Source organism: Thiovibrio frasassiensis (genome assembly GCF_029607905.1).
GTDB classification, from domain to species: Bacteria; Desulfobacterota; Desulfobulbia; order Desulfobulbales; family Desulfurivibrionaceae; genus Thiovibrio; species Thiovibrio frasassiensis.
Genome location: NZ_JAPHEH010000001.1, coordinates 1,118,664 through 1,130,593 on the forward strand (window position 1 = coordinate 1,118,664; position 11,930 = coordinate 1,130,593).

Here is an 11,930-nt window from a genome sequence, read left to right on the forward strand (position 1 = left end):
AATGAAGACCCGTATCCTGCTCGTGGATGATGACCCGTTCATCCTCGAGATGCTGAAGGTTTCCATGACCGCTCTTGGGCATGCCTTTGATACGGCCATGGACGGTGAGGCGGCCAAGGGTAAGCTCAAGGAAGGTGAGTTCAGCATGGTCCTCACCGATCTCACCATGCCGCGCTGTGACGGCATGCAGCTTTTGAAGCATGTCAAGGCGGAATATCCCCAGGTTGAGGTCATTGTTATTACCGGTCATGCCGAGACCCATGGCTATACCGATGTTATCCGGGCCGGCGCCAGCGATTTTATCACCAAGCCCTTCGGCATGGACGAGCTTGAGGCGAAGATCAGCCGGGTTATCCGCGAGCAGACCCTGATCCGGAAACTTGAGCATCTCTCCATGTGTGACATGCTCACCGACCTCTATAACCGTCGCTGTTTCGAGTTGAAGCTGCACGAGGAGGTGCCGCGGGCCCACCGCCAGGGATATCCGGTTTTTCTGGTTCTGCTCGATGTGGACCGCTTCAAGGAGTACAACGATGAGTACGGGCATCAGGCCGGAGACCGGGTTCTCCATGATATCGGGAGAATCCTCGTGCAGTGCACCCGGGAGAATGTGGATTGGTGTTTCCGCTTCGGCGGCGATGAGTTCGCCATCATCATCCCTTATGCCAACGCCGCCCAGGTCGGGTTGGTTGCTGATCGCATCCAGGAGCGGTATGGGCATGAAGCCCGTTACGGAGTAACCAGCCTCACCATCGGCTTGGCCCAGTTTTTTCGCCGCCCGGACACTTCCTGGCCTGAGGATATCGCCGATTTGGTGGCTCGCGCCGACAAGGCGCTCTATTCCGGCAAGGCGCAAGGGGGCAATCGGGTGATTGTCGATGCCTCTTCGCCGTGTCCCGATGAGGTGGTCGGCCGGGAGATCCCCTGAAAAAGTAAAAAAATATCGCGACTCGAAATCTCTTCCTGGCATGGCCCTTGTCCCTCCCCTTCTGTTTCTCTCCGTATCCCCTTTATTTATAGATAGTTATACGGGCATTCCTCAGGGAAATACCGTTCTCTTTTCTGCGTGCTTCTTCTCCCTCCGGTGCAGATAAAAAGTTTGTATTTGCCCATATTCTCTGGTATATAAGCTCGATCTATTAAAGGAGGATTGTTTCCATGGCAACTAGCACAACAGCAACCAAAACGAAGTCCGATGTCGAAGTAGGGGAAATGAGCTTTGCTCAGCTTTTCGAGGAAAGCCTCAAGGTAGCGGAGGTGGGTGAAGTCGTGCCCGGTACCGTTATCGCCATGACCAACGATTATGTCGTTGTGGATATCGGCGACAAGTCGGAAAGTGACATTCACTGTTCCGAATTCAAAAACGAAAATGGCGAAATCGAGGTCAAGGTTGGCGACATCTTTGACGTCTTCGTGGAGAAGCGTGAGGCCGAAGGCGGCCTGAAGCTTTCGCGCGAAAAGGCCATTGGCATCAAGGTCTGGGAAGACATCGCCAAGATTCAGGAAGCGGACGGCACCATCTCGGGCCGGATCGACAACCGGGTCAAGGGCGGCCTTTCCGTCGATATCGGCGTTCCCGCCTTCCTGCCTTACTCGCAGATCGATCTCCGACCTGTCAAGGATCTGGACAGCCTCATCGGCCAGACCTTTGAATTCAAGGTCCTCAAATACAACCGTAAGCGCAACAATGTCGTCATCTCCCGGCGCGCCATCCTCGAGGACGAGCGCAAGAAGCTGCGGGAAGACATGCAGTCCAATCTGGTGGAGGGCCAGGTGGTTACCGGTACCATCACCAATATCACCGATTACGGTGTGTTCATCGATCTGGGCGGCATGGACGGTCTCTGTCATATCACCGATCTCTCCTGGGGCCGTGTTTCCCATCCCTCCAAGCTGTTCAAGGTGGGCGAAGAGATCCAGGTCAAGATCCTCAAGTACGACCGCGAAAACGACAAGGTTTCCCTTGGCGTCAAGCAGCTCAAGGAAGATCCTTGGGCCACTGTACAGGAGCGCTACCCCATCGGCGCCAAGGCCATGGGTAAAGTGGTCTCCATCACCGATTACGGCGTCTTCGCCGAGCTGGAAGAGGGCGTTGAAGGCCTGATCCATGTTTCCGAGATGTCCTGGTCTAAGAAGACCCGGCATCCCTCCAAGATCGTCGGCGTTGGTGAGGCGGCCGAGGTGGTCATCCTCAATATCGACGTGGATGCCAAGCGCATCTCTTTGGGCATGAAGCAGCTGCAGCCCAATCCTTGGGATCTGGTCAGCGAGAATTACCCGGTGGGCTCCATTATCGAGGGCAAGATCAAGAACATCACCGACTTCGGCGTCTTCATCGGCATCGAGGAAGGCATCGATGGTCTGATCCATGTCTCCGATCTCTCCTGGACCGAACGGATCAAGCATCCTTCCGAGAAATACGCCAAGGGTGAAACCATCCAGGCCGTGGTACTCAAGATCGACCGTGAGAACGAGCGCTTCTCTCTCGGTGTCAAGCAGCTGGAGCCGGATCCCTGGCAGGCCGCCATCGAGAAATACCCGGTGGGAACCACCGTGCAGGGCAAGATCACCAATGTGACCGAGTTCGGCATTTTCGTGGAAGTGGAAGAGGGTATCGAAGGGTTGATCCATGTGTCCGAGATCAGTAAGGACAAGGTTGCCACCCCGGTTGGCTTGTACAATGCCGGTGATTCCGTGGAGGCCAAGGTGATCAATGTTTCTGCCAAGGATCGCAAGATCGGTCTCTCGATTAAGGCGTTGACCGAGGAGTCTTCCGAAGGCTCTTTAGAGGAATACAAGCAGAAGCAAGCCAAGAGTGGCCCGTCCACCATTGGCGACCTTTTGAAGGAAGAAATGGACAATAAGGCCCAAGAGTAAGCGGGTTGAAGTTGTTGTTCAAGACAATGTCGTGAACGGCAGCAGGGTCATTGCCCTGCTGCGACGGCGAAAGGGGCCGTACCGAAAAGGGACGAAAGAGAGCAGCGTCGGTTATAGTGCTCTCTTTCGGAACGGCCCCTAAATTTTTATTCCGAGTTTTTGTCATGTCACAAGGGTTATTCCGCCACAAGCATCCGGTTCTCACGGGATTATTGGTCCTGGGAGGTATCATGCTGTTCTTTTGGGGCGGGATAACCTTTTTTATTACCAGTCTCACCAGTCCTTCCAAGTCCGAGCTTTTCCTCAAGGAGGGAATCGGGGTTATCGAGGTTAAGGGCGTTATCCTCGAATCCGAGGAGATCCTTCAAAATCTGGTGGCCTTTCGGGAAGAACCCAAGATAAAGGCTATTGTCCTGAGGATTGACAGCCCTGGCGGGGCGGTGGGCGCTTCCCAGGAGATCTACGACGAGGTCCGGCGCACCAGTACCGTAAAGCCGGTGGTCGCTTCCATGGGTTCGGTGGCTGCCTCGGGTGGCTTGTATGTTTCCCTTGGTGCCAGCAAGATTGTCGCCAACCCCGGCACCCTGACCGGAAGCATGGGGGTTATTCTCAAGTTTGCCAATCTTGAAGGGTTGTTTGACAAGATCGGCTACAAGAACGAGGTGGTTAAAAGCGGCAGGTTGAAAGATATCGGCTCCCCGTCCCGGTCCATGACCGCAGAGGAGCGGCAGATGCTGCAGGGCATGATCGATATCGTTCAGACGCAGTTCGTCCAGGCCGTTTCCGAAAGCCGCTCTTTGCCTGTGGCCGAGGTCAGAAAGATTGCCGATGGCCGTATTTTTTCCGGACAGCAGGCCAAGGAGTACGGCATGGTTGATCAGCTGGGCAATTTCAGCGATGCGGTCATGCTGGCCGCGGAGTTGGCCGGAATGAAGGATGAGAAGATGCCGGAGCTTATCTATCCCCAGGGAGATGATTTTTCCTTCCTGCGATTGATGACCGGTAAAAAAAGTGAATCGCTGTTACAGCAGACAGGTTTATCTGGTCCGATGCTGGCTTATGAATGGACAGGGACCTTTCGATAGGAGTGTATTAAACGATGTTGAAAAGGGATTTGGTAAATGCGGTGGCCGAAGAGATGGGCGCGTATCTGAAAAAAGATGTGAGTCAGGCCGTTGATATCATGCTGGACACTATAGTGGAGGCCCTGGCTGAGGACCGTCGTGTTGAGATCCGCGGCTTTGGCAGTTTTTCCGTGCGCCAGCGCAAGGCGAGGACAACCAAGAACCCCAGGACCGGAAAGGTCATGAAGATTACCTCCCGCAAAAATCTGCATTTCACCATGAGCAAATCGCTGAAAGACGCTCTGATTCAAAACGGGAAGTAAACGGTCGGGCTGCACCCCCACTTCAAAAATGGCTGGTATCCCCCTTCCCCTGGCGAAGCACCTCGGGGGGATCGTCGATAAGCGAGACAACGGATGATGGCTCCGGGTATATTGTGCCACCGTCGATGATGATATCCACCTGCCGTCCAAACCGCGCCTCGATTTCGTATGCCTCGCTCATGGGTGGATCTTCCGGGTTCTGGATGGCGCTGGTATTGAGCATCGGGTTGCCCAGGGCTTCGATGAGCGCAAGGCAGATGGCATTGTCCGGCACCCTGATCCCCACAGTTTTTTGTCGGCTGAGCATGATCTTGGGCACCAGTTTTGCCGCCTGCAGGATAAAGGTGTAGGGGCCGGGCAGATCTTTTTTCATGATCCTGTAGCTCATGTTTGAAACATGGCAATAGGTGCTGACGTTTTTGAGGCTTGAGCACATGAAGCTGAAAGGCTGGTGTATCGGCCTCTTTTTTATTTGATGGATTCGCTTGATTGCCTTTTGATTGAACATGTCACAGCCGATGCCGTAGACGGTATCGGTGGGATAGCAGATCACCGCCCCTTTGCGCAGGGCCTCCGCGGCTTGCTGGATCAGGCGGGGTTGCGGGTTGTCCGGATTGATGGCAAGTATCACGCGGCGATCCTTTTTGTGCTGGGATACGGGGCAGGCGGCAGAGGATAACCCCCTAAGGAGATTGGCATTCTTCCTGTCATATTGTACGGTACGACCCGAAAAAACGCAACAGCGAAGCGGTGACAGCGAAGCGGTGACAGGGAAGCAGCGATGATCATAGCCTGCGGCATGGATATCGGGACCAACAGCTTCCGTCTCTTGGTGGCCCACGTGGCAGGGGGGCGTTTGCGTCCCCTGGCCCACGATCTTGTTACGGTCCGGCTTGGCGAGGGGCTTGCCAGTACCGGCTACCTCTCCTCGGCGGCCATGCTGCGGGGGGAAGCGGCCCTGGCGCGTTTCGTTGCAATAATGGCCCCCTATCCCGTACATCAAGTCCGGGCCTGTGCCACCCATGCCCTGCGGGCCGCGGCCAACAGTCAGGAGTTTCTGCAGCGGGTCCAATCTCTGTTCGGGTTTTCGCTGGAGGTGCTTTCCGGCGCAGAGGAAGGTCGTCTTGCTCTTTTGGGGGCATTGTCTGCCCTGCCTGAAGAACAACGGTGTTACCCTCTCGTTTTGGTGGATGTGGGGGGAGGCAGCACCGAGGTCATTCTCCAGGCCACTGCGGAGAGCGAGCCTCGGTTGATCACTCTCCCTTTGGGTGCGGTCGGCTTGAGCGAGGAGTTTGGCGCGGATCTTTCTGGTATGCGTAAGAAGATCGGAACGATTCTGGTGCCGGTCCATGACAGTATCGCTAAGGGAGCCGGCGGCGGGGAAAAATCTCTGCTCATGGCTTCCGGGGGGACGGCAACGAGTCTGGCCGCTTTTGCCTTGGGCCTGGACCGGTATGACCCCCAGCGGGTGCAGAATTATACGATGAGTCAGGCCGCATTGACTCGTCTGGTTGCCAGGCTTGCCGCCTATTCTCCGGGGGAGCGTAATACCCTGCCCGGCTTGGCTGAAGGGCGTGGGGAGATTATCGTCGCCGGTTCCCTGATTCTGCAGGAGGTGCAGCAGGCGTTGGCAAGCCCCGTGCTGGTGAGCGATACCGGGTTGTTGGAGGGTGTTGTCCTGAGCGGGGCCTCCGCCGGATGATCAGGCCGGCACAGGTTCGACCGGAGAAGCGGGGTCTTTGCAAACTCGTCATTGACCTCCGGATTGAAAGTTTTTTATAGTGAAGACTCTACCGTTTTTTGCTTCCCCTTTTTCGGGGTAGTGCTGAGTATTCCCAGGTTGCCTTGGCAAGCGAGGCGCATTACCTGTCATAATTATTTTTGGGAGTCCGCTGATGTCACTCGATACAATCGAACACGCCTATACCTTTGATGACTTGCTCCTGGTACCCGCCGCTTCTGAAGTGTTGCCCAACGAAGTGAGCCTGGTCACCCAGCTGACCAAATCGATCACCTTGAATATTCCCCTGGTCAGCGCGGCCATGGATACGGTCACCGAGCACCGGGCCGCCATCACCATGGCACGGGAAGGCGGGATCGGCATCATCCATAAGAACATGAGCGTGGAAGAACAGATCCGCGAAGTCCGTAAGGTAAAGAAATCCGAATCGGGCATGGTCATCGATCCGATCACCGTGACCGACGGGCAGACCGTGCGGGAAGTGAACGAAATCATGCGCAACTACCGGATCTCCGGGGTCCCTGTTTTGCGGGGCACCAAGCTGGTCGGGATTGTCACCAACCGCGACCTGCGCTTTGTTTCCGACGAAGATCTGTTGGTTCGCGAGGTCATGACCAGCAAGAATTTGGTCACCGCCAAGGTCGGCACCACTTTGGAGCAATCCAAGGCGTTGCTCCATGAGCACCGGATCGAAAAACTCCTGGTGGTGGATGATGATGGCGACCTGCAGGGGTTGATCACCATCAAGGATATTGAAAAGGTGCGCAAATATCCCAATGCCGCCAAGGACGATCTGGGCAGACTCCGGGTGGGCGCAGCCATCGGCGTGAATTCCAGCCTGGAGCATGTGGAGAAATTGATCAACGTCGGGGTGGATGTGGTGGTCCTTGATTCAGCGCACGGCCATTCCCGCAACATCTTGAATGCTTTGACCCGGATCAAGGATGCCTTTCCCGAGTTGCAGGTCATTGCCGGGAACGTGGCCACGGCGGAAGGGGCCGAGGCCCTGATCCGGGCGGGGGCCGATTGCGTCAAGGTCGGGGTTGGGCCCGGCTCCATCTGCACCACCCGGATCGTGGCTGGGGTTGGGGTGCCGCAGATGACCGCGATCCATAATTGTTCTCAGGCGGCGGAAAAATTCGGTATTCCGGTGATTGCCGACGGCGGCATCAAATATTCCGGCGAGATCGCCAAGGCCATCGGCATCGGCGCCAGGGTGGTGATGATCGGCAGCCTTTTTGCCGGCACCGATGAATCCCCCGGCGAAACCTTTCTGTACCAAGGGAGAACCTACAAGGGATACCGGGGCATGGGTTCGCTCGGCGCCATGAAGCAGGGCTCCAGCGATCGCTACTTCCAGGAAGGGGTGGAAAGCCAGGCCAAATTCGTGCCCGAGGGAATCGAAGGCAAGGTCCCGTACCGGGGGCCGCTTTCCGATATGATCTATCAGCTCATGGGCGGGCTGCGATCCGGCATGGGCTATTTGGGCGCGGCGACCATCGAGGAGCTGCGCCAGAAGGCGAAGTTTGTCAAGATCACAGCCGCCGGCCTCAAGGAAAGCCATGTCCACGACGTGATCATCACCAAAGAGGCCCCGAATTATCGGATGGGCTGAACGGCAGTTAAAAATTAAAAGTTAAAAATGAAAAGGTAGGTAATGAAAAGCGAGACGGAAAGTCGGGAAGTTGTCCTTCATTTTTCACTCTCCACTTTTCACTCTTAATTTTCTTCACCAAAGGTGAAAAATGGATATCCACAGCGAAAAGATCCTGATCCTTGATTTCGGCTCCCAATACACCCAGCTCATTGCCCGGCGGGTCCGGGAGGCCGGGGTCTATTGCGAACTCTATCCCTGGGACCTGACCTCCGAGGAGATTCGGGCTTTTGCTCCCAACGGGATCATTCTTTCGGGCGGTCCGCAATCCGTGCATGAGGCGCAAACCCCCCGTGCGGCCGAGGTGGTATTTACCCTGGGGGTGCCGGTGCTCGGCATCTGTTACGGCATGCAGACCATGGCCGCCCAGTTGGGCGGCGAGGTTGAGGCGGCCAGTCATCGTGAATACGGCTATGCCCAGGTGCGGGCCCGCCATCACTCCCGGCTGCTGCGCGATATCGAGGATCATACCAGTCCCGAGGGGTACGGATTGCTCGACGTCTGGATGAGCCACGGCGACCGGGTCAATCGGCTGCCCGAGGGGTTCCACGCCATCTGCGAGAGCGACAACGCGCCGCTGGCCGGAATGGGCGACGAGAGCCGCAACTTCTACGGCCTTCAATTTCACCCGGAGGTGACCCACACCCGCCAAGGGCAGCGGATCATCGAGCGCTTTGTCCACGAGATCTGCGGCTGCAGCCGTCTCTGGACGCCGAGCAACATCATTGAGAATGCCATTGCCCAGATCCGCAGCCAGGTGGGCGAAGAGGAGGTCTTGCTGGGGCTTTCCGGGGGGGTTGATTCCTCGGTGGTTGCAGCCCTGTTGCACCGGGCCATCGGCACCCAGCTCACCTGTGTCTTCGTGGACAACGGCTTGTTGCGCTTGCATGAGGGCGATCAGGTCATGACCACCTTTGCCAAGCACATGGGGGTGAAGGTTTTGCGGGTGGATGCGGAGCAACGCTTTCTCGACGGGCTCAAGGGCGAGGAAGACCCGGAAAAGAAACGCAAGATCATCGGCAACACCTTCATTGAGGTTTTCGAGGAGGAGGCGGCGAAACTCGCCAATGCCAAGTGGCTGGCCCAGGGCACCATCTACCCGGATGTCATCGAGTCGGCCGGTGCGAAAAGCGGCAAGGCCAAGGTGATCAAGAGCCACCATAACGTGGGCGGGCTGCCCGAGCATATGAAGCTTGGCCTGGTGGAGCCCCTGCGCGAGTTGTTCAAGGACGAGGTCCGCACCATCGGCGTCGAATTGGGCCTGCCCTATGAGATGGTCTACCGTCATCCCTTCCCCGGGCCGGGGCTCGGGGTACGTATTTTGGGCGAGGTGCGCAAGGATTACGCCGACACCCTGCGTTTGGCCGATGATATCTTCATCGAGGAGCTGCGCAAGAACGAGCTCTACGATAAGGTCTCCCAGGCCTTCACCGTTTTCCTCCCGATCAAATCGGTGGGGGTGGTCGGCGACAATCGGCAGTACGCCCATGTCGTCGCCTTGCGGGCCGTGGAGACCATCGATTTCATGACCGCCCGCTGGGCGCATCTTCCTTACGATTTCCTCGATCACGTCACCAGGCGCATCTGTAACGAGGTGCGCGGCATTTCCCGGGTGGTCTATGACATCACCGGCAAGCCGCCTGGAACCATCGAGTGGGAATAACCCCAGTTGCCGCTTTACCATGCCGTTTTTTTTATGATAGCATGCAAGGTAAGATGCTTTTCTGAGGGGCACCGGATTGTTGCCGACAAATCACACAGGGAAAGGGGCTGCCGTGAAGGGTGGAGCAAAAGAGTTGCGGGATTTGGAGCTGGTCAATCGGCTTCTGGACAGTTTTTCCCGGATTTCCGGGGTGATCAATACCCCCCGCCTTGACTATGCTGCGCGCCTTGGCCGGATACTCGAGGTCATTCTCGAGTATCTGCGGGTGGAGCAAGGCTCCCTCATGGTCCTTGAGCGAAAAAAATACCTGGTGGTCCGGGCGGCGAGCCGGCCTGAGATTATTGGTCATGAGCAGACCATCGAGAAGGAGCGCTCCGTGGCGGCTTGGGTAGCCAGGCATCAGGAGCCCCTTTTTATCAAGGATATTGCCAAGGATAGCCGTTTTGACACCATGTGCCGCGGCAGCTATCGGCGCAATTCGCTGCTCTCCATGCCGATCCTCCATAAGGGCAAGGTGCTCGGGGTCATCAATGTCACCGATAAAATCGGGGATCGGGATCTGCTCAAGGAGGACATCACCCGTCTTTTTGATTTCAGCAGCGTCATCCTCTCCCTCTTGGTTCAGGAAAATCTCCAGCAGGACCTCCGCCGTCAGCAGCGCATCCTCCGGGAGCGCAACAAGGAACTGCGTCATCAGGAGACCTTGCGTGCCGAACTCTCCAGTATGCTGGTCCATGACCTCAAGGGCCCCCTTTCCGAGGTGGTGGCCAACCTTGATATCCTTTCCTACACCGTTTCCGAGGAAAACCGCGAGTTTCTGGAGTCGGCCCAGATAGGGTGCGACCGGGCGGTGCGCATGGTTTCCAATCTGGTGAGCATCGGCAAGATCGAAGACGGTAAGCTTACGCCCATCAAGGAGGTTGTCGCCCCTGGGCCCATGCTGGCTGAATGCCTGAGCAGCATCAAGGGCATGGCCAGGATCAAGGATGTGGCGCTGATCTTGGAGGTGCAAGAGGATCTGCCCCAGATTGCCCTGGACCGCATCCTCATCTTGCGGGTATTGCAGAATCTGCTGACCAATGCTTTGGGGTATTGCCCGAGCAACACCACGATCCGTTTCGGCTGTCGTCGGGTGGTGGGCAAAAAGCAGCTTGAATTTTATGTGCAGGATCAAGGTCCTGGAATACCCGCATCGAAGCACCGCGCCATTTTTGAGAAGTACGCCAGAATTTCCAACAAGCAGGATGCCCTGGTCGGTACCGGGCTTGGCCTCTATTTTTGCCGACTGGCTGTGGAGATTCACCGGGGCAGGATCTTCGTCGAGAGCGAGCCGGGGAAAGGGTCTCGTTTTAATTTTACCTTGCCCCTGTAATACAGAGCTGATACGCGCAGCAAAGGGAAGAAAAGCAGGATGAAGCTTAAAGCGCCAAAAGATATGGTTTTTCTTGTCGTGGACGACATCGACAATATGCGCCGTTCGGTCAAGGCCATGCTGAAGTTGGTCCATTTCGGCAAGGAATTTTATGAGGCGGCCAATGGGCGGGATGCCTGGAAGCTTCTCCAGACCGAAAATATCGTCATCGATTTTATTATCTGTGATTATAACATGCCCTATATGTCGGGCACCGAGCTGCTGGGCTTGATTCGGGCCACCAAGAAATGGCGCGATATCCCCTTTCTCATGGTCACCGCCGAAGCCAACATGGATATTGTCGCGGAAGCGGCCGAGCATGATGTTGACGCTTACATGACCAAACCCTTTGTCACCGCGACATTGGAGCAGAAGGTTATGGAGTTGCTGGGACAGATCAACAACCCCTCGCTCTTCAACCAGCTATTACTCCAGGCGCGCACCCTTGAGGAAAAGGGCGACCTCGACGGTGCCATTGCCAAAGCCACGGAGGCCGCCAAGCTCAATGACCGTTCTTCCAAACCGTATCGGGAACTTGGGAAGCTCTTCGGGAAAAAGGGCGACCTGAAAAAAGCCCAGCTCTGCTTTGAAAAGGCGGTTGAGATCAATCGGCTCGACGTCAGTTCCTATCATGCCCTGGGCCAGATTTATTACCGTCTCGGCAAGATGGAAATGGCCATGGAAAATTTCAACCGGGCCATGGAGATCAGTCCGAGGCATGCGGACCGGGCCATGAATTTCGCCAAGCTGCTCATCAAGAAGAACCAGCTTCCCGAGGCGGAAAAAGTTCTGCGCCTGGTGTTGAAATCAAAGGGTAACGATATCGATTTTAAGGAAGATATTGCCGAGACCTGTATTGGTTGCGGCCTGGGGGAGCTGGCGGTTAAATGCTACCGTGAGGTGTTGAAGGCGGATCCGGAACGCATCTACCTGAACAAGAAAATCGGCATGGCCCTGTATACCGCCGGCGATCCCAATGAAGCAGTCAAGGTGATGGAAAAGGCGGCGGAGAAATCCTCCGATGATCTTGAGTTGTTTCTTACTCTGGGCAAAGCCTATTTTAATATGAAGCAGTTGGTGCGGGCCGACCAGTGGGTTTCGAAGGTGCTTCGTATTGACCCCAAACACAAGGAAGCCCGTGCCATTCTGGATAAATGTCTCTAGACCGAGCCCTCAAGTTTTCCGATAAGAAACAGG

Annotated in this window: 10 protein-coding genes; 9 read left to right on the forward strand and 1 reads right to left on the reverse strand. The window is 56.1% G+C overall.

Annotated features, from left to right (window positions below; translation table 11 throughout):
- Position 1 precedes the first annotated feature (1 nt).
- From OLX77_RS05295 to OLX77_RS05310, 4 genes are all read left to right on the forward strand, one after another.
- Entirely contained in the window at positions 2-928 is a 927-nt protein-coding gene (locus OLX77_RS05295; RefSeq protein WP_307632551.1) for a GGDEF domain-containing response regulator, read from the forward strand.
- 230 nt (positions 929-1,158) lie between these two features.
- On the forward strand, positions 1,159-2,877 hold the full coding sequence (locus OLX77_RS05300) for a 30S ribosomal protein S1 (protein ID WP_307632552.1): 1,719 nt from the start codon (positions 1,159-1,161) through the stop codon (positions 2,875-2,877).
- Positions 2,878-3,107: 230 nt separating this feature from the next.
- Positions 3,108-3,962: a signal peptide peptidase SppA gene (gene sppA / locus OLX77_RS05305; RefSeq protein WP_307632553.1), complete on the forward strand. Its 855-nt coding sequence runs from the start codon at positions 3,108-3,110 to the stop codon at positions 3,960-3,962.
- Positions 3,963-3,976: 14 nt separating this feature from the next.
- Positions 3,977-4,264, forward strand: a complete 288-nt coding sequence (locus OLX77_RS05310) for an HU family DNA-binding protein (protein ID WP_307632554.1) — start codon at positions 3,977-3,979, stop codon at positions 4,262-4,264.
- Positions 4,265-4,286: 22 nt separating this feature from the next.
- On the opposite strand, the gene OLX77_RS05315 is transcribed toward OLX77_RS05310, so the two are convergent.
- Positions 4,287-4,895, reverse strand: a complete 609-nt coding sequence (locus OLX77_RS05315) for an L-threonylcarbamoyladenylate synthase (RefSeq protein ID WP_307632555.1) — start codon at positions 4,893-4,895, stop codon at positions 4,287-4,289.
- A 150-nt stretch (positions 4,896-5,045) separates the two neighbouring features.
- Between OLX77_RS05315 and OLX77_RS05320 the strand changes: the two genes are divergently transcribed.
- The 5 genes from OLX77_RS05320 (at position 5,046) to OLX77_RS05340 (ending at position 11,897) form a co-directional block, all read left to right on the forward strand.
- Positions 5,046-5,966, forward strand: a complete 921-nt coding sequence (locus OLX77_RS05320) for a Ppx/GppA phosphatase family protein (protein WP_307632556.1) — start codon at positions 5,046-5,048, stop codon at positions 5,964-5,966.
- Between the two features lie 193 nt (positions 5,967-6,159).
- The gene (gene guaB, locus OLX77_RS05325; RefSeq protein WP_307632557.1) at positions 6,160-7,620 is read left to right on the forward strand and encodes an IMP dehydrogenase; all 1,461 of its coding nucleotides are present in this window, start codon (positions 6,160-6,162) and stop codon (positions 7,618-7,620) included.
- Between the two features lie 130 nt (positions 7,621-7,750).
- Complete coding sequence (gene guaA / locus OLX77_RS05330) at positions 7,751-9,322, forward strand: glutamine-hydrolyzing GMP synthase (RefSeq protein ID WP_307632558.1); 1,572 nt, start codon at positions 7,751-7,753, stop codon at positions 9,320-9,322.
- A 112-nt stretch (positions 9,323-9,434) separates the two neighbouring features.
- Complete coding sequence (locus OLX77_RS05335) at positions 9,435-10,694, forward strand: GAF domain-containing sensor histidine kinase (RefSeq protein ID WP_307632559.1); 1,260 nt, start codon at positions 9,435-9,437, stop codon at positions 10,692-10,694.
- Between the two features lie 39 nt (positions 10,695-10,733).
- Complete coding sequence (locus tag OLX77_RS05340; RefSeq protein ID WP_307632560.1) at positions 10,734-11,897, forward strand: tetratricopeptide repeat protein; 1,164 nt, start codon at positions 10,734-10,736, stop codon at positions 11,895-11,897.
- The last annotated feature ends 33 nt before the right edge of the window (positions 11,898-11,930 follow it).

Bases quoted from the DNA above. Each gene is read 5' to 3' on its own strand.
- OLX77_RS05295 (WP_307632551.1), top strand. From the start codon at position 2: ATGAAGACCCGTATCCTGCTCGTGGATGATGACCCGTTCATCCTCGAG.
- OLX77_RS05300 (WP_307632552.1), top strand. From the start codon at position 1,159: ATGGCAACTAGCACAACAGCAACCAAAACGAAGTCCGATGTCGAAGTA.
- sppA (WP_307632553.1), top strand. From the start codon at position 3,108: ATGCTGTTCTTTTGGGGCGGGATAACCTTTTTTATTACCAGTCTCACC.
- OLX77_RS05310 (WP_307632554.1), top strand. From the start codon at position 3,977: ATGTTGAAAAGGGATTTGGTAAATGCGGTGGCCGAAGAGATGGGCGCG.
- OLX77_RS05320 (WP_307632556.1), top strand. From the start codon at position 5,046: ATGATCATAGCCTGCGGCATGGATATCGGGACCAACAGCTTCCGTCTC.
- guaB (WP_307632557.1), top strand. From the start codon at position 6,160: ATGTCACTCGATACAATCGAACACGCCTATACCTTTGATGACTTGCTC.
- guaA (WP_307632558.1), top strand. From the start codon at position 7,751: ATGGATATCCACAGCGAAAAGATCCTGATCCTTGATTTCGGCTCCCAA.
- OLX77_RS05340 (WP_307632560.1), top strand. From the start codon at position 10,734: ATGAAGCTTAAAGCGCCAAAAGATATGGTTTTTCTTGTCGTGGACGAC.